16 protein-coding genes and 1 pseudogene are annotated in these 23,104 nt (G+C 73.5%); 9 read left to right on the top strand and 8 right to left on the bottom strand.

What is annotated here, in order from left to right:
• Nucleotide 1 precedes the first annotated feature (1 nt).
• Nucleotides 2-1,084, bottom strand: coding sequence for a uroporphyrinogen decarboxylase (gene hemE / locus C6W10_RS15305; protein ID WP_107258662.1), 1,083 nt, complete (start codon nucleotides 1,082-1,084; stop codon nucleotides 2-4).
• Nucleotides 1,085-1,242: 158 nt separating this feature from the next.
• On the opposite strand from hemE, the gene C6W10_RS15300 reads away from it, so the two are divergent.
• Nucleotides 1,243-1,815 (top strand): DUF3000 domain-containing protein, encoded by a 573-nt coding sequence (locus tag C6W10_RS15300; protein ID WP_107258661.1) that lies wholly within the window; start codon nucleotides 1,243-1,245, stop codon nucleotides 1,813-1,815.
• 122 nt (nucleotides 1,816-1,937) lie between these two features.
• Nucleotides 1,938-3,260 (top strand): ribonuclease D, encoded by a 1,323-nt coding sequence (locus C6W10_RS15295; protein WP_107258660.1) that lies wholly within the window; start codon nucleotides 1,938-1,940, stop codon nucleotides 3,258-3,260.
• A 143-nt stretch (nucleotides 3,261-3,403) separates the two neighbouring features.
• Here C6W10_RS15295 and galE read toward each other — a convergent pair whose 3' ends face one another.
• On the bottom strand, nucleotides 3,404-4,441 hold the full coding sequence (galE, locus tag C6W10_RS15290; protein ID WP_107258659.1) for a UDP-glucose 4-epimerase GalE: 1,038 nt from the start codon (nucleotides 4,439-4,441) through the stop codon (nucleotides 3,404-3,406).
• Nucleotides 4,442-4,629: 188 nt separating this feature from the next.
• Between galE and C6W10_RS15285 the strand changes: the two genes are divergently transcribed.
• The 5 genes from C6W10_RS15285 to C6W10_RS15265 all read left to right on the top strand — a co-directional run bounded on the left by C6W10_RS15285 (nucleotide 4,630) and on the right by C6W10_RS15265 (nucleotide 11,325).
• The gene (locus C6W10_RS15285; protein ID WP_107258658.1) at nucleotides 4,630-5,829 is read left to right on the top strand and encodes an acetyl-CoA C-acyltransferase; all 1,200 of its coding nucleotides are present in this window, start codon (nucleotides 4,630-4,632) and stop codon (nucleotides 5,827-5,829) included.
• Nucleotides 5,830-5,884: 55 nt separating this feature from the next.
• Complete coding sequence (locus tag C6W10_RS15280) at nucleotides 5,885-7,984, top strand: 3-hydroxyacyl-CoA dehydrogenase NAD-binding domain-containing protein (protein ID WP_107258657.1); 2,100 nt, start codon at nucleotides 5,885-5,887, stop codon at nucleotides 7,982-7,984.
• 328 nt (nucleotides 7,985-8,312) lie between these two features.
• Entirely contained in the window at nucleotides 8,313-9,836 is a 1,524-nt protein-coding gene (locus C6W10_RS15275) for a radical SAM protein (protein WP_107258656.1), read from the top strand.
• Nucleotides 9,826-10,581 carry a bifunctional 2-polyprenyl-6-hydroxyphenol methylase/3-demethylubiquinol 3-O-methyltransferase UbiG gene (locus tag C6W10_RS15270; RefSeq protein WP_107258655.1) on the top strand — a complete coding sequence of 252 codons (756 nt, stop codon included), beginning with the start codon at nucleotides 9,826-9,828 and terminating at the stop codon, nucleotides 10,579-10,581. Before C6W10_RS15275 ends, C6W10_RS15270 begins: the two co-directional genes overlap by 11 nt.
• 51 nt (nucleotides 10,582-10,632) lie before the next feature.
• Nucleotides 10,633-11,325, top strand: a complete 693-nt coding sequence (locus C6W10_RS15265) for a hypothetical protein (protein ID WP_107258654.1) — start codon at nucleotides 10,633-10,635, stop codon at nucleotides 11,323-11,325.
• A gap of 68 nt (nucleotides 11,326-11,393) precedes the next feature.
• Here C6W10_RS15265 and C6W10_RS37290 read toward each other — a convergent pair whose 3' ends face one another.
• Entirely contained in the window at nucleotides 11,394-11,777 is a 384-nt protein-coding gene (locus tag C6W10_RS37290; RefSeq protein WP_159104593.1) for a VOC family protein, read from the bottom strand.
• Nucleotides 11,778-12,089: 312 nt separating this feature from the next.
• Here C6W10_RS37290 and C6W10_RS38535 point away from each other — a divergent pair, with 312 nt between their 5' ends.
• Nucleotides 12,090-13,163, top strand: coding sequence for a DUF2637 domain-containing protein (locus C6W10_RS38535; RefSeq protein WP_369938456.1), 1,074 nt, complete (start codon nucleotides 12,090-12,092; stop codon nucleotides 13,161-13,163).
• 221 nt (nucleotides 13,164-13,384) lie between these two features.
• On the opposite strand, the pseudogene C6W10_RS15250 reads toward C6W10_RS38535, so the two are convergent.
• The 3 genes and pseudogenes from C6W10_RS15250 to C6W10_RS15240 form a co-directional block, all read right to left on the bottom strand.
• A pseudogene (locus tag C6W10_RS15250) lies at nucleotides 13,385-14,593 on the bottom strand (sensor histidine kinase); the annotation flags it as partial.
• A gap of 8 nt (nucleotides 14,594-14,601) precedes the next feature.
• Complete coding sequence (locus C6W10_RS15245; RefSeq protein WP_107263962.1) at nucleotides 14,602-15,288, bottom strand: response regulator transcription factor; 687 nt, start codon at nucleotides 15,286-15,288, stop codon at nucleotides 14,602-14,604.
• Nucleotides 15,289-15,366: 78 nt separating this feature from the next.
• Nucleotides 15,367-16,713, bottom strand: coding sequence for a PQQ-binding-like beta-propeller repeat protein (locus C6W10_RS15240; RefSeq protein ID WP_107258652.1), 1,347 nt, complete (start codon nucleotides 16,711-16,713; stop codon nucleotides 15,367-15,369).
• A 167-nt stretch (nucleotides 16,714-16,880) separates the two neighbouring features.
• On the opposite strand from C6W10_RS15240, the gene C6W10_RS15235 reads away from it, so the two are divergent.
• Entirely contained in the window at nucleotides 16,881-18,863 is a 1,983-nt protein-coding gene (locus C6W10_RS15235; RefSeq protein WP_234361907.1) for a hypothetical protein, read from the top strand.
• Nucleotides 18,864-19,026: 163 nt separating this feature from the next.
• Here C6W10_RS15235 and C6W10_RS15230 read toward each other — a convergent pair whose 3' ends face one another.
• Nucleotides 19,027-20,937, bottom strand: coding sequence for a hypothetical protein (locus tag C6W10_RS15230; RefSeq protein WP_107258650.1), 1,911 nt, complete (start codon nucleotides 20,935-20,937; stop codon nucleotides 19,027-19,029).
• On the bottom strand, nucleotides 20,934-22,928 hold the full coding sequence (locus C6W10_RS15225) for a hypothetical protein (RefSeq protein ID WP_234361758.1): 1,995 nt from the start codon (nucleotides 22,926-22,928) through the stop codon (nucleotides 20,934-20,936). Before C6W10_RS15225 ends, C6W10_RS15230 begins: the two co-directional genes overlap by 4 nt.
• Between the last annotated feature and the right edge of the window lie 176 nt (nucleotides 22,929-23,104).

Raw genomic sequence — 23,104 nt, 5'->3', positions numbered from 1 at the left:
GTCAGCTCGCGGACGCCTCGTGGACCAGGGCGACGACCCGGGTCAGTACGTCGGGGTCGGTCTCCGGCAGCACGCCGTGCCCGAGGTTGAAGACGTGCCCGGCGGTGGCGGCGCCCTCGCCGAGCACCCGGCGCACCTCCGCCTCCACCACCGGCCAGGGCGCGAAGAGCACGGCCGGGTCCAGGTTGCCCTGCACCGCCTTCTCCGGGCCGATCCGCACCGTCGCCGCGTCCAGCGGGGTACGCCAGTCGACCCCGACCACGTCCGCGCCGGCCTCGCCCATCGCACCGAGGAGTTCGGCGGTGCCGACCCCGAAGTGGATGCGCGGCACGCCCGCGTCGGCGAGCCCGCGCAGCACCGTCGTCGAGTGCGGCAGCACGAACCGGCGGTAGTCGGCCTCGGAGAGCGCCCCGGCCCAGGAGTCGAAGAGCTGCACCGCCGAGACACCGGCGCCGATCTGCACCCTCAGGAAGGCGAGGGTGATCTCGGCCAGCCGGCCCAGCAGCGCGTGCCAGACCTCCGGGGCGCCGTGCATCAGCGCCTTGGTGCGTACGTGGTTGCGCGACGGCCCGCCCTCGACGAGATAGCTGGCCAGGGTGAAGGGGGCACCGGCGAAGCCGATCAGCGGGGTGTCGCCGAGTTCGGCGACGAGCAGTCGGACCGCCTCGTCCACAAAGGACACGTCGGAGGGGTCGATGGCCCGGATCCGGTCGACGTCGGCGAGGGTGCGTACCGGCTCGGCCACCACCGGGCCGGTGCCCGGCACGATGTCCAGGTCCACCCCGGCGGCGGCGACCGGTACGACGATGTCACTGAACAGGATCGCCGCGTCCACGCCGTGCCGGCGTACCGGCTGGAGGGTGATCTCGGTGACCAGTTCCGGTCGGCGGCACGACTCCAGCATCGGGATCCCGGCCCGCACCTCGCGGTATTCCGGCAGCGAACGCCCGGCCTGCCGCATGAACCAGACCGGGGTGTGCGGCACCGGCTCCCGTCGACAGGCCCGGACGAACGGCGAATCGGCCGGGCCACCGGGGGCCGGCTGGTCGTCTCGGGCCGCGTTGCCCGCAGTCGTGGTGCTCATCGGCGCAATCGTGCCACGGGCCCCGATCCCACCGACGGGCACCGCCGGGTTTTGTGGCCTGCCAGACGTACCCCGTCATGCCGGGCGCCGGGCCGACCGGCCGGACTGACCGGCGCGGCGCCCCACCACGGCGCCGACGATCGGCTTAGGCTGCGGATATGGCCTCCCCGATCGTCCAGCCCGAGACCTTCGCCCGTGCGGTGGCCGGGCTGCGGTCGGCGGCGCCGCGCGCGGAGATCGTACTGGAGGAGGTGGGCGCCCCCCAGCGGCTCGCCCCGTACGCCTTCGCGCTGGCTGCCACCGTGCGGCGCGACGGCGAGGAGGTGGCCACCGGCCGGCTCATCCTGCTGCACGACCCGGCCGGACACGAGGGCTGGGAGGGGACGCTGCGCCTGGTCACCTACGTCACCGCCGACCTGGAGATCGACCTCGCCGCCGATCCGCTGCTCCCCGGCGTCGGCTGGACCTGGCTCACCGACGCGCTGGAGGCGCGGGACGCGGCCTACCGGGCGCTCGGCGGCACGGTGACCCAGACCATGTCGACCCGGTTCGGCGAGCTGGCCGGCCCGCCGGCTGCCGGTGACATCGAGATCCGCGCCTCCTGGACCCCGGTCGACGACGACCTGCGGGCGCATCTGCTCGCCTGGTGCACGCTGCTGGCCTCCACCGCCGGGCTGCCGCCGCCCGGTGTCACCGCGCTGCCGCACTCCCGGCCGGCCGGCGCCGCCTGAACAGTCGCAACCTCCGCCGAACCTCGTACGCCCCAACCGCTTCGGCAGTACCAGCAGTCCCAGACCCGACTCGCCGGACCGGCTGCGCGACGGCGAATCTCGGCGAAGACTAGGGTTGTCAGGTGACCGACGAACCACCCCTGCGCCGTCGGGCCGCGCAACGCCGAGCAGGGGACGAGCCGCACAGCCTTCCGGCGTCCGCGCCGGATCCCGAGACAGTGGGGCCCGACCCAACGCCCGGCGGGCCCGTACCGCTTCTCACCCCTCGCGACGGCACCCCGGCCCCGGTCGAGACAGCCGACGGCCTGGCCGACGTGGTGTCCCGATTCGCGGCCGGCACCGGCCCGGTCGCCGTCGACGCCGAGCGCGCCTCCGGCTACCGCTACAGCCAACGCGCCTACCTCGTCCAGCTCCGGCGGGCGGGGGCCGGCACCGCGCTGATCGACCCACTGCCCCTCGGCGACCTGCGCACCCTCGACGAGGCGATCGCGGACGCCGAGTGGGTGCTGCACGCGGCCAGCCAGGATCTCGCCTGCCTCGCCGACCTCGGGCTGCGGCCGAGACGCCTCTTCGACACCGAGCTGGCCGCCCGGCTCGCCGGCTTCGAACGGGTCGGCCTGGCCGCGCTGACCGAGCAACTGCTCGGCTTCACCCTGGAGAAGCACCACTCGGCGGCGGACTGGTCCAGCCGGCCGCTGCCGGAGTCCTGGCTCACCTACGCCGCGCTGGACGTGGAGATGCTCACCGAGCTGCGGGACAAGCTCGCGGCCGAGCTGGAGCGGCAGGGCAAGGCGCAGTGGGCGGCCGAGGAGTTCGCCGCGCTGGTGGCCTGGGGCGCCCAGCCGGCCCGGCAGCGACCGGACCCGTGGCGGCGGACCTCCGGCATCCACCGGGTGCGGGGGGCGCGGGCGCAGGCCCGGGTGCGCTCGCTCTGGTACGCCCGGGACGAGATCGCCGCCCGCCGCGACTCGGCGCCCGGCCGGGTGCTGCCCGATGCCGCGATCATCGCCGCCGCCGAGATGGACCCGAAGGACGAGCGGACCCTGCTGATGCTGCCCGGCTTCGGCGGCCGCTCTGTACGCCGGCTCGTCCGGACCTGGCTGGACGCGCTCGCCGACGCCCGGCAACTGCCCGACGACGCGCTGCCGGTGAGCCCGACGGTCGACGGGCCGCCCCCGCCGCACCGCTGGGCCGAACGGGACCCGGTGGCGGCGGCCCGGTTGGCCCGCTGCCGTGAGGTGGTGACCCGGATCGCCGCGGCGCACACCCTGCCGCCGGAGAACCTGATCACCCCGGACTCGGTACGCCGGCTGGCCTGGATCCCGCCGGAGGAGATCACCGCCGACACGGTCGCCGAGACGCTGCGCGGGTACGGCGCCCGGGGCTGGCAGGTCGGCCTGATCGCCGAGGAGCTGGCGGTGGCGCTGGCCGAGCCGAAGACCTGACCGCGCCCGCTCCGGCCCGTCGGCGGCACAGCCCTCCGGCGGGCCGGGCGGCGATCAGCGCCCGAGACGGTGAACCGGCCGGCGGCCGGCAGAGTCAGCCGGGGGCGGCGGTCAGCGGCCGAGACGGTGAGCCGGGGCGGCGGTCAGCGGCCGCCGGAGGAGTGCAGGTGCAGGGCGGGCCGGCGGATGCCGAGAAGTTCGTCCCGGATCCGGCACCACTGCACCGCGTGCCGGATGCCGTCGGCGACGGAATACTCCGGCTTCCAGTCGAGCAGCAGCCGGGAGCGGGTGCTCCGGGTGAACGAGCCGGCCGCGTCGCCGGGGCGGGGCGGTGCCTCGCGGGTGCGTACCGGCCCGACCGCCTCGGTGAAGGCGGCGACGAGTTCCCGGACGGTGGTGCCGTCCCCGGTGCCGAGGTTGACCGCCTCCACCGACCGGTCGCCGCCGGGCGGCAGGATCTCGTCGAACCGGCGCAGCGCGCAGACGTGCGCCCGGGCCAGGTCCCAGACGTGGATGTAGTCGCGGATTCCCGAGCCGTCCCGGGTGGGCCACTCGGTACCGGTGATCAGGAACTCCCCGCCGTCGGTCCAGGCGTCGATCAGTCTGCCCAGCGCGTGCGTCGGCCGGGGCAACTGGAGGCCGGTACGCAGCCGTGGGTCGGCGCCGATCGGGTTGAAGTAGCGCAGCGAGAGCGCCCGCAGCCCGGTGGCCTCGGCGGTGTCCGCGAGCACCGTCTCCATCATCGCCTTGGTCCGGGCGTACGGGCTGGCGGGCGCGAGCGGTGAACTCTCGTCGACCGAGAGGTCGGCGCCGGTCCGGTAGATCGCCGCCGAGGAGCTGAAGACGAAGCGGGTGATCCCGTTGCGGATCACGTGGTCGAGGAAGTCGAGCGACTTGGCGACGTTCTCCCGGTAGTAGCGCAGTGGCTCGCTGACCGACTCCGGCACCACGATCAGCGCCGCCGCGTGCACCACCGCGCCGATCTCCGGGTGCTCGGCGAAGATCCGGTCCAGCAGCCCGCCGTCGGAGATGTCGCCCCGGTAGAAGGTCCGTCCCCGGGTGAACTCGACCCGTCCGGTGCAGAGGCTGTCCAGGATCACCGGCTCGATGCCCTCGTCGAGGCAGGCCGAGGCGATGGTGCTGCCGATGAAGCCGGCACCACCGGCGACCAGCACCTTCACCCGTACTCCTGGTTGATTCGGAAGTTTTTTCACTATTGCTCGGCGTTTAGCCATCAATAGCGGGATTACGGAGCATCCAGCCGGACAATATGTGGTCCGAGCCACACGGGGGGCGCAAACGACAGTAGTTACTGGCTAGTAGCATCCGAGGTACCGCCCACCCGGGCCCCTGCGGCAAGGAGGCTCCAGTGCCCCGTGAAGTTCGGGATGTCGTCTTCGTCGACGGCGTCCGCACCCCGTTCGGCAAGGCGGGTGGGATGTACGCCCACACCCGCGCCGACGACCTGGTGATCCGCTGCATCCGCGAACTGCTGCGGCGCAACCCGCAACTCCCGCCGGAGCGGGTCGACGAGGTGGCCATCGCCGCCACCACCCAGATCGGCGACCAGGGCCTCACCATCGGCCGTACCGCCGCGCTGCTCGCCGGGCTGCCCAAGACGGTGCCCGGCTACGCCATCGACCGGATGTGCGCCGGGGCGATGACCGCGGTCACCACCGTGGCCGGCGGGATCGCGATGGGCGCCTACGACGTGGCCATCGCCGGTGGCGTCGAGCACATGGGCCGGCACCCGATGGGCGAGGGCGTGGACCCCAACCCGCGGATCCTGGCCGAGAAGCTGGTCGACCCCTCCGCGCTGGTGATGGGCTCCACCGCCGAGAACCTGCACGACCGGCTCCCACACATCAGCAAGGAGCGCGCCGACGCGTACGCGCTCGCCTCCCAGGTCAAGACCGCCAAGGCGTACGCCAACGGCAAGCTCCAGCCCGACCTGGTGCCGGTGGCGACCCGCGACCCGGAGAGCGGCTGGGGACTCGCCACCGCCGACGAGGCGCCCCGGGAGACCTCGCTGGAGAAGCTCGGCACCCTGAAGACGCCGTTCCGCCCGCACGGCAAGGTCACCGCCGGCAACGCGGCCGGACTCAACGACGGGGCCACCGCGAGCCTGCTCGCCGCCGAGGACGTCGCCCGGGAACTCGGGCTGCCGGTGTCGATGCGCCTGGTGTCGTACGGCTTCGTCGGGGTCGAGCCGGAGGTGATGGGCTACGGCCCGATCCCGTCGACCGAGAAGGCGCTCCGGATCGCCGGGCTCTCCATCGACGACATCGGCCTCTTCGAGCTGAACGAGGCGTTCGCGGTGCAGGTGCTCGCCTTCCTCGACCACTTCGGCATCGCCGACGACGACCCCCGGGTCAACCCGTGGGGCGGGGCGATCGCCATCGGGCACCCGCTCGCCTCCTCCGGGGTACGGCTGATGACCCAGCTCGCCCGGCAGTTCGCCGAGCACCCCGAGGTCCGGTACGGCATCACCGCGATGTGCATCGGCATCGGCATGGGCGGCACGGTCATCTGGGAGAACCCGAACTGGGAAGGCGGCGACGACAAGTGAGCGCGAGGAGTGAGCCGGGTTTGCGAGCCCCGCAGTCCGATCGGAAGGTGGCGCAGTGACGGTTCCGCGTAACCCGAACGAGGTGGTCACCCGTTCGCTGCTCCGGCTGGTGAACCTGCCGGGGCTGGACCGGCCCGCCGCGCTGATCACCCTGGACAACGGGTTCGACCACACCAAGCCGAACACCTTCGGCCCGGCCGGACTGTCCAGTCTGGACAACGCGATCACCGAGGCGCTCGCCGCCGAGCCGGCGTTCGTGGCGGTGACCGGCAAGCCGTACATCTTCTGCGTCGGCGCCGACGTCACCGGCATGCCGCTGCTCGCGGACCGCGACCAGGCCCGCGAGATCGGCCGGCTCGGCCACCGGGTCTTCGGCCGGCTGCGCACCAGCGCCGTGCCGACCTTCGCCTTCGTCAACGGCGCCGCGATGGGCGGCGGGCTGGAACTGGCGCTGCACTGCCACTACCGGACGCTCTCCGGCGGCGCCGCCGCGCTGGCCCTGCCCGAGGTCTCCCTCGGCCTGGTCCCCGGCTGGGGCGGCACCCAACTGCTGCCCAACCTGATCGGCATCGCCGGTGCCGCCCAGGTGGTCATCCAGAACCCGCTGATGCAGAACCGGATGCTCAAGCCGAAGCAGGCCGCCGAGCTGGGCATCGCGGACGTCCTCTTCGAGCCGGCCGACTTCCTGGAGCGCTCGCTGGAGTGGGCCGCGCAGGTGGTGCGCGGCGAGGTCCAGGTGACCCGGCCGGAGGTCGACCGGGAGATGTGGGACGGCGTGCTCTACTTCGCCCGGCAGACGCTCGACGAGCGGCTGCACGGCGCGGTCCCGGCCGCGAACCGGGCGCTGGAGCTGCTGGAGCTGGCCCGCGAGGCGCCGGACGCGCCCGCCGAGGGCGACCCGGACGGGCTGCCCAGGGGGATGGCCGCCGAGGTGGAGGCGCTGGCCGAGCTGGTCTTCAGCGAGGAACTGCGCAGCGGGCTCTACTCCTTCGACCTGGTGCAGCGCCGGGCCAAGCGACCGGTCGGGGCGCCGGACAAGGGCCTGGCCCGGCCGGTGACCAAGGTCGGCATCGTCGGCGCCGGCCTGATGGCGTCGCAGCTCGCGCTCCTCTTCGCCCGCCGGCTCCAGGTCCCGGTGGTGCTCACCGACCTCGACCAGTCCAGGGTGGACAAGGGCGTCGGCTACGTGCACGCCGAGATCGACAAGCTGGTCGGCAAGGGCCGGCTTCCCGAGGGTACGGCCGCCAAGCTGCGCGGCCTGGTCAGCGGCTCGGTCGACAAGGGCGTCTTCGCCGACGCCGACTTCGTGATCGAGGCGGTCTTCGAGGACCTGGCGGTGAAGAAGCAGGTCTGGGCGGAGCTGGAGAAGATCGTCTCCCCGGAGGCGGTACTCGCCACCAACACCTCCTCGCTCTCGGTCAGCGCGATGGCCGCCGACCTGGAGCACCCGGAGCGGGTGGTCGGGTTCCACTTCTTCAACCCCGTCGCGGTCCTGCCGCTGCTGGAGATCGTCCGGGGCGAGCGGACCGACGACGCCACCCTGGCCACCGCGTTCGCGGTCGGCAAGGAACTGCGCAAGTCCTGCGTACTGGTCGCCGACGCCCCGGCGTTCGTGGTCAACCGGGTGCTGACCCGGTTCCTCGGCGAGATCTTCGCGGCCGTGGACGCCGGCACCCCGCCCGAGGTCGCGGATGCCGCACTCGACCCGCTCGGCCTGCCGATGCGCCCGCTGGCGCTGCTCCAGCTCGTCGGGCCGGCGGTGGCGTACCACGTCGGCGGAACGCTGCACGCCGCCTTCCCGGACCGGTTCGGGGTCAGCGAGAACCTGCGGCGGATCGCCGAGTCCGGTAAGCCGCTGGTGGTCGACGGCGACGTCAACCCCGAGGTGGCCGGGCTGCTGGAGGTCGGTTCCGCACCGTTGACCGCCGAGCAGGTACGCCAGCGGGCACTCGACGCGCTGGCCGAGGAGATCCGGCTGATGCTGGACGAGGGTGTGGTCGCCGAGCCGCAGGACATCGACCTCTGCATGATCCTCGGCGCCGGCTGGCCGTTCCACCTCGGTGGCGTCACGCCGTACCTGGACCGGACCGGCACCTCCGAGCGGGTCACCGGCCGCCGGTTCCTGCCCCCGGGCGTCGCGAGCCTGCCCGGCTGAGCCGACCCGGCCACGATCGCAGGTGATCAGGGACCTGTCCCGGCGAGTCGCACGGCGCGCTGTGCGACCTGGTCCCAGATCACCGCGATCTGCCCGGACACCGCTGGTGTCCGGCGGTGGCCTGCCCGACCGGGCGGGGGCGCCGGCCGGGCAGGGCTCAAGATTCGCTTACCGGACTGAACTGCCACTGGACGTGGACTGGATTCGTCCCGTCGGGAGGACCCCGGAGGACTCCGGAGGCCCACGGAAGCCCCGACGGAGGCATCCTTCACGGGGTCTCCACGTCGGGAACACAGTCGCCCCGCACCGGTTGCCTAGCGTCGCAGGCATGCGCGTCAAGCTGATCCTGCCGGCCCTGACCGAGGCGACCAGCCCGTTCTTCCGACCGATCAAGTACTCGCTGTTCCCGCCGCTGGGCCTGGCCACCCTCGCCGGCTATCTGCCCGAGGACACCCAGGTGAGCCTGCACGACGAGCACGTCGAGCGGCTGGACCTGACCGACGATCCCGTCCCGGACCTGGTGGTGATCCAGGTCTACATCACCTCGGCCCGCCGCTCGTACGAGATCGCCGACCACTACCGGGCCCTCGGCGCGTACGTCGTCCTCGGCGGCCTGCACGTCACCGCGCTGCCGGACGAGGCGGCGGCCCACGCCGACACGATCTTCCTCGGTCCGGGCGAGGACACCTGGCCGCAGTTCCTCGCCGACCTGCGCCGGCGCGAGCCCAAGCCCCGGTACGTCTCCACCACCCGGACCCTCGCCGGCCTGCCCCCGGTACGCCGGGACCTGATCGCCCGGCACCGCTACCTGGTACCGAACTCGATCGTGGTCTCCCGGGGCTGCCCGCACCACTGCGACTTCTGCTACAAGGACGCCTTCTTCGAGGGCGGGAAGTCGTTCTACACCCAGGCGGTCGACGACGCGCTGGCCGAGATCGAGCGGCTCCCCGGCCGGCACCTCTACTTCCTCGACGACCATCTGTTCGGCAACCGCCGGTTCGCCCGGGCCCTCTTCGACGGGATGGCCGGGATGGGCCGGCTCTGGCAGGCCGCCGGCACCGTCGACGCGGTACTCGCACCGGACCTGCTCGAACGCGCCGTCGACGCCGGGCTGCGCAGCCTCTTCGTCGGCTTCGAGACGGTCAACGACGGCAACCTGGCGGCAACCCGCAAGCGGCAGAACGTCGGCCGGGACTACTCGGCGGTGGTACGGCGGCTGCACGAGCACGGCGTGATGGTCAACGGCAGCTTCGTCTTCGGGCTGGACGACGACGGGCCGGACGTCTTCGACCGTACGGTGGGCTGGGCGGTCGAGCAGGGGGTGGAGACGGCAACCTTCCACATCCTCACCCCGTACCCCGGCACCGCGCTCTACGACCGGATGGTCGCGCAGGACCGGATCCTGCACCGGGACTGGGACCGGTACGACACCCGGCAGGTGGTCTACCGGCCGAAGGGGCTCACCCCGAGCCAGCTCACCGACGGCTACCACCGGGCCTACCGGGACTTCTACCGCTGGCCGGCGATCTGGCGCGGAGCCTCCACGAAGGACAGTCTGCGCGGCCGGCTGCGGCACGTGGCGTACGCGGGCGGCTGGAAGAAGTTCGAGCCGGCCTGGCACACGCTGATCCGGGCCGGTCAGGTGCTGCACGCGCTGCCGCTGCTGGAGGCGGTGCTCGGCGGCTTCGGCGAGCGGGCGGCGGGCCGGGGCACCGGCCGAGGCACCGGCCGGGCGGACACTGACGCCGTCAGTCCGGGCGTGGGTCCGGGCGTCGGTCCGGCCGGCCTGGGCGGGGCGAATCCGGTTGCGCCGCCGCTGGTACCCGTCGAGATTCAAGGGCATGGATCGTGAGACGACGAGCCGGAACCGGGTCGCCTGGGAGACCGCCTCCGGCAAGCACGTCCGGGAATACCAGGACCTGCTCCGGCAGGCCCGCGACGGCTCGTCGCTCTTCCCGGCCGAGGTCGCGCTGCTCGGGCCGCTGCTGCGGTCGGCGCCGAGCGTCGTACACCTACAGAGCGGGCACGGCCTCGACGACGTCGCCCTGGTCCGGGCCGGGGCGCGCGCCGTCTGCGGCGTCGACTTCAGTTCGGTCGCGGCCACCGCCGCCGCCCGCCGGGCCGCCGAACTGGCGCTCCCCTGCCGGTACGTCGTCGGCCGGCTGCCCGGCGCCCCGCTGCGGGACGGCTGCGCCGACCTGGTCTACACCGGCAAGGGCGCACTGATCTGGATGCCCGACCTGACCGCCTGGGCCCGGGACGTCGCCCGGCTGCTCCGCCCCGGCGGCCACCTCTTCGTCTACGAGGGGCATCCGGCGGTACCGCTCTGGAGTTGGGACCCCGACGAGCCCCGGATCCGACCCGACCGCAGCTACTTCGGCCGGTCGCACGTCAACGACACCTTCCCGGCGAACGGCGCCGTGGAATGGCAGTCGACGCTGGGCGAGGTGGTCAACGCGGTACTCGGGGCCGGCCTCGAACTGCGCCACCTCGCCGAGTTCGCCGAACCGTTCTGGCGGCCGGACGGGGTCTCGGCGGCCGCCTGGCAGGGTCGGCTGCCGAACACGTACGCCCTGCTGGCCCGGCTGCCCGGCTAGTGCCCTGACCGGAAACGTCGACGGTGTCGGTCAGGGCACTACGCTCCCCTGATGCGTCCGGAAGCCGTACTCGAACAGACCAACTGGCGGGCACTGGCACACAGCCACGGGCCAGCCTGGCCGGAGACGCCGCGACTCCTGGCGGGGTTACTGACCGGTGACCGTGACGACGCGCGGCGGGCTCTCTCCCACCTGTGGGAGGAGTTGTTCCACCAGGGCACCATCTACGAGGCGACACCCGCGGCGGCCCGGTTCGTCGCCGTGGCGCTGGCCGACCCGCGGGTCCGGGCCCAGCCCGGCCCCAGCCGCGAATATGGCGACGGACCGCTGCGGGCCGCACTGCTGCTCTGGCTGTCCCAGCTCGGATACGCGATGGGTGTCCAGTGGCGGGAATGGTTCGGCGATGACGCCGCCGGCGGCGAGAACATCGGCGGCCCGCTCCGCCCGATGCGGCAGCGACTCTTCGCCGTGGTCACCGCCTGCCTCGACGATCCCGACGAGAACGTGCGCGACGCCGCCCTCATCGCCGCCGTGAACCTGGCCTCCGCGCCCGAACTCACCCCGCACCGCGCCGCCCTGTCCGCCCGCGTCGGAGCCGCTGTCGCCGCCGACCCGCACTGGCGGCACACCGAAACCGCAATGCTCAACCTGCGTTACTGGGGTGGGCACGACCTTCGTCGGACGGAGCCCGCGCTACCGGCCTACGAGCCGCCGCAGGGCGCCTACGATGACGCCCCTTTCTAGTGCTCTGAGCAGGAACGCTGCCGGCGCGGAGCGGCCCGGGCGACCGCTCCGCGCCGGTGCGCCGTGGCTCAGCCGGCGCGCTCGGCGGCGCTCCGCTCGACGCAGAACTCGTTGCCCTCCGGGTCGGCGAGCACCGCCCAACCGGTGCCGTCCGGCCGGCGGTGGTCGGCGACCAGGGTGGCACCGAGCCCGAAGAGCCGGTCGACCTCCTCGTCCCGGGTCCGGTCGGCCGGTTGCAGGCAGATGTGCAGTCGGTTCTTGCCCGACCTGCCCTCCGGTACCCGCTGGAAGAAGACCTGCGGGCTGACACCGTCCGGCGACAGCAGGGTGATCTCGTCGTCGCCCGGCTGGTCCTCCGGTCGCAGGGACCGGTCCAGCACCTGGGCCCAGAAGCTGGCGAGCCGGTACGTGTCGGCGCAGTCGAAGCTGACGTTGTGGATGATGGAACGCACGGATCCTCCATGCGGGAGTGTGCGCCTCGCGGAGGAACGCGGGTCGGTCAGCGGTGGCCGAAGCGAGGCGCGGGACAGGACAGCGCAACCATCTACCGCACCTCCTCCCATGATCCGGGCTGACGGCGGCAAGCCTCGCACGAAAGTTCAAGATCGGCAACCGGGATTTCCACCGTGGGTCGGGCCGGACCCCGCCGACCGGCCGGGCGGGACGGCGCGACGACAACGCCAAGCACACGGACGGCCACCGGGCGGTGAGCGACACGCCGGAAATTCGGCCGGTACACCGGCCAGACCGGTTCGGCCGTAAGGATGAGCGGTCAGGCCGGCTGGTCCGCTGGGCCGAGAGGAAGCACGACGACAGGCAAGGAGCGATCGGTGCCCCTCCCACAGCTTCGCCGGGTCCGCTGGGCCGTGCGCGCCACCCTCGCGCTCGGGGTCGCCGCCTCGGTGGTCGCCAACATCCTGCACGCCAGGGACAACCCGATCAGCCAGGCCATCGCCGCCTGGCCGCCGCTGGCGCTGCTGCTCACCGTCGAGTTGATCTCACGGGTACCGGTGCACCGCCGCTCCCTCGCGTTCGCCCGGATGGCGGCCACCGCCACCATCGCCGGGATCGCCGCCTGGGTGTCGTACTGGCACATGGTCGGGGTGGCCGCCCGGTACGGCGAGACCGGCGCGTCGCCGTACCTGCTGCCGCTCTCCGTCGACGGTCTGATCGTGGTGGCCAGCATCTGCCTGGTCGAGTTGGGCGGCCGGATCGCCACCGCCCAGGCCGCGACGACCGCCGGAGCCGCCCAGGCCGCCCAGGCCGCCCCGGCACCCGGGGACGGGCCGCTCGGCGCGGTCGAACCGGTCGGCGCCATCCAACGGGTCGACGCGGTCGAACCGGTCGGCGCCGTCGGGCGGGTCGGCACGGTCGAAGCGGCCGGCGCGGTCGAACGCGTCGGCGCGGTCGGCGCGGCCGAGCGGGTCGGCCGGGTGAACGGCGAGATGCTCGCCGTGTCGACCGGTGGGGCTGGGGCGAGGACGGGCAACGGGACGGGAACGGGCACGGCAAACGGGGCGAGCACGGCTCCGCCCGGCCGGGCCGAGGCGGGCGTGACCGGCGGTGCGGGCGCGGGGATGTCGGCCGGCCCCGCCACCAGGCCCCGTAAGGCGGCGACCGGAACGGCCCGGAAGGGAGCCCCGACCGGTCGCGCGGCCAGGTCGGGCGCTGCGGCCCGGCCGCGCCGGCCGATCACCGAGACCGCCGCGCTGGCGGCGGCGATCCAGGCCGAACGCCCCGAGGCCAGTGACGCCGACGTGGCACAGGAACTCGGCATCACCACCGCCCGGCTGCGGGCAATCCGCCGCGAGGTACGCGAACTCGACCTCGTCGCGTAAGCCGGAAGCCGGGAGCCGGGAACCGCCGACGGAGCGGCCGGTCAGCCGGGTGCCGGGTCGGTCTCCGCCAGGTCGCTCGGGGTGCCGGGGGTCGGCTGCGGCGACGTACCCGGAACCGGCGCGTTGGCCGGGACCGCCCGGCTGGACGCCGAGCCCAGCGGAACGGTGCTGGCGGTGCTGGCGACGCTGGCGGTGCTGGTGGCGACGCTCGCGGGTACCGGCCGGGCCGGCACGGGCCCCGGGCCGCCGCCGACCACCGCCGAAGCGGCCACCACCGGAGTGGTCTCGGCGGCCGGCAGCGTCACCGTCACCTCCAGCCCGCCACCGTCCTGGGCGATCGCTCTGATCGTGCCCCCGTGCGCGTCGCAGACCGCCCGGACGATCGACAGCCCCAGCCCGGAGCCCCGGGCGCCGGTCCGCTCCCGACCGCCCCGCCGAAACGCCTCGAAGAGCCCCGGCACGTCCGCCTGCTCCACCTCGAAACCGGTGTTGCCGACCACCAGCCAGGCCTGCTCGGGATCCGAACCGGTCCGCACCCACATCCGTCCGTGCAGGTGGTTGTAACGCACCGCGTTCTCGATCAGGTTGCCGGCCAGCCGCTCCAGCAGGCCGGGATCGCCGACCACCGGTGCCGGCGACAACGCCGTCTCGACCTGGAGCTTGAGCCGGGTGGTCTCGTTCCGGACCGCCGAGAGCGCCGCACTGGCCCCGGTGGCCAGGTCGGTCGGCGCCTTGCGGGCCAGCCGGCGACCGGACTGCGCCTCGCTGCGGGCCAGCACCAGCAGCGCGTCGACCAGGTTGTTGGCCCGCTCGGACGCGTCCCGGACCACCGTGGCCATCCGCCGGTACTCGGCGACGTCCGCCTCGTCGTCGGCCATCGTGACGTCGATCTCGGTACGCATCACCGCCAGCGGCGTACGCAGCTCGTGCGAGGCGTTGGCGACGAAGCGTTTCTGCGCCTCGAAGGCGTCCGCGATCCGGTCCAGCATCGCGTCGAAGGTGCCGGCCAGCTCGGCCACCTCGTCGTCCGCACCCGAGTAGCGGATCCGCTGGTCGAGGGTGGCCTCGCCGAGCCGTCGGGCGGTCGAGGTGACCTGGTGCAGCGGGCGCAGCGCCCGGCCGGCCACCGCGTACGCCCCGAGCACCCCGACGACACTGATCACCAGCAGCGCCAGCAGCCCCTTGACCAGCAGTTCCCGGGTCGCCGCCTGCGCCATCTCCCGCTGCCACTCGATCGCGCCGACCGTCCGGCCGTCGGAGAGTTCGAGCGTCGGATTCGACCGCAGCCGGATGTCCGGGGTCAGCGCGTCCCCCACCAGCAGCCAGGCGAGCACCACCAGGATCGCCCCGGCGCCGATCAGCAGGACGCCGTTGAGCAGGGTCAGCCGCAGGCGCAGGGTGGGCCGCACCCGGGGCCGGCGACGGGTCAGATAGACGGTCACGCGCTCACCTGCCCTGGCACGTACGGGTCGGGTATCCGGTAGCCGGCGCCGACCACCGTCTCGATCAGCGGGGGGTCGCCGAGTTTCTTCCGCAACGTCATCACGGTCACCCGGACGGTGGTGGTGAACGGGTCGGTGTTGGCGTCCCAGACCCGTTCCAGGAGTTCCTCGCTGGAGACCACCGCCCCGCGAGCCTTGAGCAGCTCCTCCAGCACGCCGAACTCCTTACGGGTCAGGTCGACCGCCGCGCCGCCCCGGGTCGCCACCCGCCGGGCCGGATCGACCACCAGGTCGGCCACGGTCAGCACCGGTGGGGTGACCGGGGTCGCCCGGCGGCCGAGGGCCTGCACCCGGGCGACCAGCTCGTCGAAGGCGAACGGCTTCGGCAGGTAGTCGTCGGCGCCGAGCTGGAGCCCCTCGACCCGGTCGGCGACCGTACCGCTGGCGGTCAGCATCAGCACCCGGGTCAGCGCCTCCGAGGTGACCAGGTCGGCACAGATCTGGTCGCCGTGCACGCCCGGCAGGTCCCGATCGAGCACCACCACGTCGTACCGGGTGACGAAGGCCATCTCGTGCCCGGTCGAGCCGTCGTACGCGACGTCGACCGCCATGCCCCGCCGGCGCAGCCCCCGGACGATCGCGTCGGCCAGGTTGCGCTCGTCCTCCACCACCAGTACCCGCACCACGACCTCCCCGGCTGCCTGTAGGGGACAACCTATCCGTGCCCGACAAGTGACAGCCGGCAGGCGCGACCCGGCCGGTCATCCGGGCAGGCGCCACACCCCGATCGAGGCGTCCGGCCGGCGGCAGTGCAGCACCGTGGCGGACAGCCCGCAGTCACCCGACACCCCGGGGAGCACCGCCAGCAGCCGGCTCCGCCAGGTCGCCGGATCGAACTCCACCACCCAGGCCCGCTGGTCCGCGCCGTACCGGAGGCCGACGAACCGCGATCCGCGCGGCGCGAGGAAGGCCCAGGAGCCGAGGTCGGCGAGTACCCGCCCGGTGGCCGGATCGAGGATCGAGAGCGACTCGGTCCCGCCGCCGTCACCGGACCGCGCGCCGAAGAGCGTGTCACCGACGCTCCAGATGCCGGTCCAGCGCTCGTCCGACCAGCGGATCGCGCCGGTCCGCCCGTCCCGGAGGCTGACCCCGTGCTGGGGGCGCAGACTGCACAGGTCGACTCCGCAGCGGACCGGCCCGTACTCGACGACGGGCTGGAACGGGACCGACCAGCGCCGGTCCAGCCGGGGCAGACCGTACGCGGTCACCGTGCTCTCGTCGTACACGAAGAAGAGCCCGGCGGCGACGTCGCCCCGCCAGTTGCTCCGCGACCCGGCACCCGGCGGTGGCAGCCGGACGGCCCGCAGCACGACACCGCTGCCGAGGTCGCGGACCTCGACCCGACCGGACGGCAGGGTGAGGACCAGGGTCGAGGCGCGGACCGGTGCCGTCCAGTCGCCGGCCGACAGGTCGAACGACGGCACGGCGCCGGCCGGCACCGGCAGTGACCACCGCACCGCCCCGGAGGCCGGATCGACCGCCTCCAGCGTGCCGGGCCCGCTCTCCCCGTCCGGCCGCCACTCCTCGCCGGACGCCCGGAGCACCAGGTCGCCGCCGGTGCTGACCGCCATCAGGCTCGCCTCGCGGGTCCAGGCCACGGCACCGGCCGGCACGTCCAGCACCGTCAACCGGGCCTTCCGGCCCGTCGGTCCCGAATAGGTCAGCAGCAGCAGGTGGTCGCCGAGCGACTGGAGGCTGTCGACGTCGTCGGTCGGCAACGCCACCCGCCAGCCCGGCTCCGCCTCCGGCAGCCGGTACGCGGCCAGCTCCGCACCGCCCTCACCGGGCCGCCCGGGTTCGGCGACGAACATCCACTCCCGGTCGGCGAGGACGGTGGCGCCGAGCCGGGCCGGTACGGTCTCCGCCGGCCAGCCGCGCGGGACCGGGCCGCCGGCCGCCACCGTGCCGAGCAGCCCGGCCAGCACCGCCGCGAGCAACCCCGACCGGGGCGTGCGGCGCCGGCCCGTCCGCCGCCGCACGGTCCGGTCCGGCCCGGACAGCTCCGTGCCGGCCCCGGCGGTCAACTCACCAAGCTCGATGGTGGGCATTCCCCTCCCTCCCCGACTCCCCCGGCCCGGCCCGGCCCGGCGGGACGCCGTCCGGATGGTCCGGTATGGGCCGGCACGCTGGTCCGGCACACTCCGGTCACACCGGAGCGGGTAGCGGCAATTCGGACGCGAACCCACCTGTACGATGGCGCCTCGTGGCAATTCCGGTGGTGGACAACTCTTCGGACGCCGAAGCCGGCTCGACCGAGGTCGGTCGATCTCGACAGTGGCGGGTCTTCCGAGCGCCCGCACGGGTCGACGTACTGGCCATCGGAGCGTACGTCCTGCTCGGCGTCTTCGTGTGCGCCAACTACTGGGTCGACGTCAACCACCGGGTCTCCTCACACCTGCCGACCGACCACAGTTGGTTCGAGTGGCTCTTCGCGCACGGCGCGTACTCGGTGCAGCACCTGGAGAACCCGCTCTTCTCCGCCCGGCAGAACGCCCCGGACGGGGTGAACATGATGGCCAACACCTCGCTGTTGGGCGTCACCCTGCCGCTGGCCCCGCTCACCTGGCTCTTCGGCCCGCAGGTCACGTACGCGCTCTATCTCGGCGGTGCGCTCGCGGCGACGGCCGCCACCTCGTACTGGATGCTCTCCCGGTATCTGGTCTCCTCGCGGGGCGCGGCCTTCGTCGGCGGGGCCTTCCTCGGCTTCGCGCCGGGCATCATCCACCACGCCAACGGCCAGCCGAACTTCGTCTCCAACTTCCTGCTCCCGCTGATCGTGGTCCGGGTGTTCCGGCTCGGCGAGCCGGGGCGGTGGCTGCGCAACGGGCTGGTGCTGGGGCTGCTGGTGGCGTACCAGATCTTCATCAACGAGGAGATGCTGCTGCTCACCGCGCTGGCCTGCGCGGTGGCGGTACCGCTCTACGCCGCCTTCCGCTGGTCGGTGCTGCGGCACCGGGTCTGGAACCTGCTGCGCGGCCTCGGCGTCGGCGGCGCGCTGGCGCTGCTGCTGGCCGGCTACCCGATCTGGTACCAGTTCAACGGCCCGCAGTCCTACCGGGGGCTACAGGGCGGCGTCTTCCACAACTGGGGCGAGGACCTGCGGGCCTTCGTCACCTACTCCCGGGACACCATCGCCGGCTCGCCGGAGGTGGAGAAGACCATCGGGGTGACCGAGCAGAACACCTGGCTGGGCTGGCCGCTCGTCGGGCTGGTCGTGCTGGTCGCGGTACTGCTCTGGCGGACCTCCGTGGTCGCCCGGATCGCCGCGCTGCTCGGTGCCGGTTTCGCGCTCGCCTCGCTGGGCCGGCAGATCCGCTACGACGGCCGGCTCACCGAGCACGAGGGTCCGTGGCACCTGCTGCCGGAGGACCTGCCGCTGATCGAGATGATGATGCCGACCCGGCTGAGTCTGGTCACGGTCGCCGCCGTCGGGATCCTGGTCGCGCTCGCCTGGAACGACGTCGCCCGGAGCGGGCGCCGGCCGGCCGCCGCGAACGGCGCCGCCCCGAACGGTGCCGCGTCGTCTGCCGGGGCCGCGTCGTCCGGCGGTGCCGCGTCGTCCGGCGGTGCGGGCGGCGACGGCGTCACGTCGTCGGTCGGCGCCTCGGCCAACGGCGGCCCGGCGTCCGGCGGCGCTTCGCTCGACCTCGCCGGGGCGGTCGAGCCGGCCCGGCCACGGCTGCGGATCTTCGCGTACGCCGCGATCGTGCTCGCGCTGCTGCCGATCGTCCCGCGCCCGCTGCCGGCCATGCACATCGACCCGCCGCCGCACTTCATCAGCTCCGGGGCCTGGCGACCCTACGTGCCGGCCGGCCGGACCCTGGTGCCGGTACCCATCCCGAGCAACGTGCACGGCCTCTCCACGCTGCGCTGGAGCGCGCTGACCGGGCATGAGTTCCCGATCCCGGCCGGCTATTTCATCGGCCCGGACGCGCAGGGCTTCGGGGTCTTCGGCGCACCGTCCCGGCCGACCAGCCTGCTGATCTACGGGACGATGGACCGGGGCGCGGCACCCCTGGTCACCGAGGAGAACCGTCGCCAGGCGATCGAGGACCTGCGGTTCTGGAAGGCCTCGGTGGTGGTGCTCGGCGACCACCCGGCCGCACCCGCCCTGCACGTCCTGCTGGCCGGGCTGCTCGGCCCCGCGCAGCGGGTCGACGACGTCTGGCTCTGGGACGTCCGGTCGCTGGTCGACTGACCCGCTGAGGTCGGCTGACCCGCTCAGGTCGACTGACCCGCTGAGGTCGACTGACCCGCTGAGCGCGGCTGACCCGCTGAGCGCGGCTGACCCGCTGAGCGCGGCTGATCCGCTGAGCGGGGTCGGGACCTCCGGGGCGGGACCTCCGGGGCGGGCGACGGGATCAGTCGACGAGGGCGCGGACGTCCCAGACCCAGGCGCCGGAGATGTCCCGGCCCGGCCCGAGCAGCTGGTCGAGAGTTTCCCTGACCGGCACGCCCCGGTGCAGGCCGCCCTGCACCACGATCGCGGCCCGCCAGTGCCGCAGGTCCTCGATCGCCTGCCGCCGTTCGGCCTCGCCGATCGGCGGCACCTCACCGGTGGCGGCGACCCGGTCCAGCAGCACCGCCGTCGGGCGGTCCGGCGCACCCCAGCGCGCCTGCGGATCGTCCGGCCCGGCGGGTCCGATGAAGTAGCCGCCCGGCGCGGTGAAGGCCAGCCCGGTCCGGGCCGACCAGTACATCCCGGCGGTCGCCTCGGAGCCCCTGGTCGGCGGCACGGCCACGAGGGTACGCCCCGGCGGCACGTACGACCGCCACTCGCCGCTGGCGACGAACTCCGGTACCGGCCAGACCGGCCTGGTCTCCAGCGGCGTCGGCACCAGCGGCAGCAGTACGGCGACCACCGCCCCGGTCCAGAGCAGCCGGACCGGCACCCGCCCGCCGCCCGTTGTCACGCCGCCCGTTGTCCCGTCCTCCGTCGTGCCGCCGCCCGGCGTACGCCGGAAGACCTCGTCGAAGGCCAGCGCCAGCAGGATCGCCAGGGCGGGTACGCAGATCAGCGGAAACCGGGCCGGCACCGCCAGGTCGATCAGCGGCAGCCCGGAGACCAGCCGGTACGGGCCGGGCAGCTCCAGCACCTCCCCGCCCAGCCGTACGTCCTCGCCGAGCGAGAGCGCGGCGAAGACGAGTGTGCAGAGCACCAGCGCCCGCACCAGCGGCCGCCGCCACTGCCAGATCGCCACCACCGCGCAGAGCACGATCAGCCCCAGCCCGAAGAAGGAGTTCTCCTCGGTCAGGTTCGGCGAGAGCATCCCCGGCACCGAGTCGTGACCGGTGATCGACTGTCGGGACGCGGCGGTGAACGACGCCAGGTCCAGCGGGTACGCCTTCGGGTCGAACGGCAGCCCGCGGTAGTGCCCCGGCCCGAAGAACTGGAACCACAGCGGGTACGCCAGCAGCACCACCCCGACCCCGGTACCGACGCCGAGCCGGCCGAGGAACGCCGGGGCCAGCCGCCGGGCGGTACGCGGGGCCGAGAGCGCGTAGCCGACGGTGAAGAGCCCGCAGGCGAGCACCAGGAAGGCCAGCACCTCCTCGCCGAGGAAGACCTGATAGCTGACCAGCACGCCGAGCAGTACGCCGCGCCGGAGCACCCGGTCGGTGCGCGGGTCGAAGACGACCGCGAGGATGGCCGGCACCAGGAACTGGGCGATCATGTGCAGGTGCCCGGTGGCCTGGGAGATCATCCCGGGCGCGAACCCGCAGAAGAGGCCGGCGACGGCCGCGCCGAGCCGGGAGTCGACGATCCGGCGGGACAGGAAGAGATACCAGGCGGTGGCCGTACCGGCCAGCGCGAGCACGACCGCGAGCAGATAGCTGGCCTGCGAGCCGGCCAGCAGTGTCACCGGGGTCAGCGGCACGCCGAGGCCGAGCACCGAGGTGTTCGCCATCAGGTTGATCCCGTCCGGCGCGTTCAACGCGGTGCTGTAGAACGGGTTCTCCAGGTGGGTCACCGCCCGGGCGGCCCGGGCCAGCATCCACTCGAAGAGCATCATGTCGTTGCTGGCGTAGGTCATCCGGTCCCGGTGCAGCCAGAGCCCGGAGGTGACGTGGCCGGCGGCCGCCAGGTAGAGCAGCACGACCGCCGCGTCGACGAGCGGAGCCCGCCGCCGCGCCGACCAGGCCCGCAGCGCGCCGAGCCGGTCGGTGGCGACGCGCCGCAGCGCCGCCCGGCGGCCGGCGGCGGTCGACGACACGGCCGCCGGGACCGCGACGTCCGGCGCGGTCTCGGCGGGTCGACCCGGCCCGCTCACCCAGCCGTGCGGTCGGTCAGGGCGCGCACGTCCCACACCCACACGTCGGCGGTACGCCGGGCCGGGCCGGCGAGCTGTTCGACGGTGCTGCGCAGCGCCTCGACGTTGTCCTGCCGGACCGGGAGTACCAGGATCGCGGCCCGCCAGTGTCGCAGCTCGTCCAGGGCGCGCCGGCGCTGCCGGTCGGTCAGCGTCGCCGGCTGGCCGCTGGTGGCGACCCGGTCGAGGACCGCGCTGAGCCCGCTGGGCCGGCCGCCGAACCGGCCGGGGTCGCCGGTGTTGCCGTTGCGGGGCGCCAGGAAGTAGCCGCCCGGGATCTTGAAGTCGAGGTTGACGGCGGCGGCCCAGCGCATCCCGTTGGTGTGCCCCATCGCCGGGATCGGCACCGGCACCAGCGTCTGGTCGGCACCGACGTACGGCCGCCACTGGCCGGAGGTGATGAAGTGCGGCACCGGCGGCCGGCTCACCTCGCGCAGCGGCAGCGGCAGGATCGGCACCAGCGCGATCGCCAGCGCGGCCACCACCACGGTACGCAGCGCCTTGCGGTCGGCGATCTCCAGCTTCCAGGCCCGGTCGGTGGCGAGCGCGAGCAGCAGTCCGATCACCACGGTGGTGATCAGGCCGAACCGGGTCGGCACCACCGCGTCGAGCAGCGGGGCCCGGACCAGGACGTCCCACGGCCCCCAGAAGGCGCCCCGGTTCCACCAGGAGATCCGCTCGCCGAGCGAGAGGATCGCGAAGAGCAGGCCGGTCACCGCGAGCGCCCGGATCACCACCTCGCGGCGGAGCCAGACCACGATCGCCACGGTCAGCAGCGCCAGGCTCCAGCCGAAGAAGGCGTTCTCCTCCGAGTAGTTCGGGGCGAGGTCGAGGTTGGCCCGCTGGTTGCCGCCGAGCGTGGTGGAGCCGGGTACGAAGAACGCGGCCAGGTCGTTGCCGTAGTCCCGTACCGCGTCGCTGAGCCCGTGGTACGCCTGCCGGCCCGCGAACTGCACGATCAGCGGGTACGCCAGCAGCGCCCCGGCGAGCACCGTGCAGACCGCGAGCCCGGCGCCGAGCGGCCGCCACGCCGCCCTCCACCGGGACGGCTCCTGCACGAGTACGGCGAGCAGGAAGACCCCGCAGGCCATCGCGGTGAAGAGCAGGATCTCCTCGTTGATGAACGCCTGGTAGGTGACCAGCAGGGCGAGGATCACGCCGTCCCGGACCGGCCGGGTGGAGCGGGTCAGCACCAGTACCCGCCAGACGATGAACGGCAGCAGGAACTGCGAGATGATGTTGGGGTGCCAGTTGGCGTGCGAGAGCAGCGCCGGGGAGAAGCCGCAGAACCAGCCGCCGACGATCGCCGCGATCGGCGCGCTGACCAGGTGCCGGGAGATCACGTAGTACCAGGCGGAGGCGGTGCCGGCCAGGCCGATCGTCACCAGCACCACGAAGGAGACCGCCGGCCCGAACAGCAGCGTCACCGGCACCATCGGGATGCCCAGGCCCAGGATCGCCGTGTTGGCCATCAGGTTGACGCCGTCGGGATAGTTCAGCCGGTCGGTGAAGAACGGGAACTCGCCGTGCAGCACCACCCGGACGGAGTGGGCCAGGAAGTACTGCACCTGGGCGGGGTCGCTGCTGTAGAGCGAGGCGACCCGGCCGGCCGGGTCGAGCCAGATCTGGCTGGTCACCCAGAAGCCGGCGACCAGGAAGGCGGCGTAGACGGCGAGGTCGCGTCGCCAGGTGGGCCAGCGGGCCGGCCGGGTGGCCGGGTGGCCGGTGTTCCGGTCCGGGGTACCCGAGCCCTCGCCCGCGCCGCCGGAACGCGGCGCCGGCTCCCGGTCGGCGGCGGGTGCCGTCGACGCGGTCTCCGAGCCGGTCTCGGGACCGGTGCCCGAATCCGCCGGCTCCGCCGCGCCCCCGTCGGTTCCGGTCGCCGTTCGGCTTCCCGACTCGGGGCCCTCCGGGTCCGGGGTGCTGTGCAGGCGTGGCTGGGCAAGCGTCACAGTCGGCGGAGTCTACAGGAGTACCCCATTGGTCCCAGTTGCCTGGGCGGCGGGTTTCCGCAGGGCGAGTCGCGTCACCGCACCGGCCGTCCCCGATCGGTCGGGCTTTTCCGGGTCACGCCCGAGCCGCGTCCGAGATCTCGTAGGATGTGGCTTCTGTTGACGACTGAGGCGGA

Origin of the sequence: Plantactinospora sp. BB1, from assembly GCF_003030385.1 — a bacterium.
In the GTDB taxonomy this organism is placed as follows: Bacteria; Actinomycetota; Actinomycetes; order Mycobacteriales; family Micromonosporaceae; genus Plantactinospora.
This window is presented reverse-complemented; position numbering and strand designations above follow the sequence as displayed.

Coding starts and splice junctions, on each gene's coding strand:
- hemE (WP_107258662.1), bottom strand. CDS start 1,084: ATGAGCACCACGACTGCGGGCAACGCGGCCCGAGACGACCAGCCGGCC.
- C6W10_RS15270 (WP_107258655.1), top strand. CDS start 9,826: ATGGATCGTGAGACGACGAGCCGGAACCGGGTCGCCTGGGAGACCGCC.
- C6W10_RS38535 (WP_369938456.1), top strand. CDS start 12,090: ATGAGCGGTCAGGCCGGCTGGTCCGCTGGGCCGAGAGGAAGCACGACG.
- C6W10_RS15275 (WP_107258656.1), top strand. CDS start 8,313: ATGCGCGTCAAGCTGATCCTGCCGGCCCTGACCGAGGCGACCAGCCCG.
- C6W10_RS15300 (WP_107258661.1), top strand. CDS start 1,243: ATGGCCTCCCCGATCGTCCAGCCCGAGACCTTCGCCCGTGCGGTGGCC.
- C6W10_RS15240 (WP_107258652.1), bottom strand. CDS start 16,713: ATGCCCACCATCGAGCTTGGTGAGTTGACCGCCGGGGCCGGCACGGAG.
- C6W10_RS15265 (WP_107258654.1), top strand. CDS start 10,633: ATGCGTCCGGAAGCCGTACTCGAACAGACCAACTGGCGGGCACTGGCA.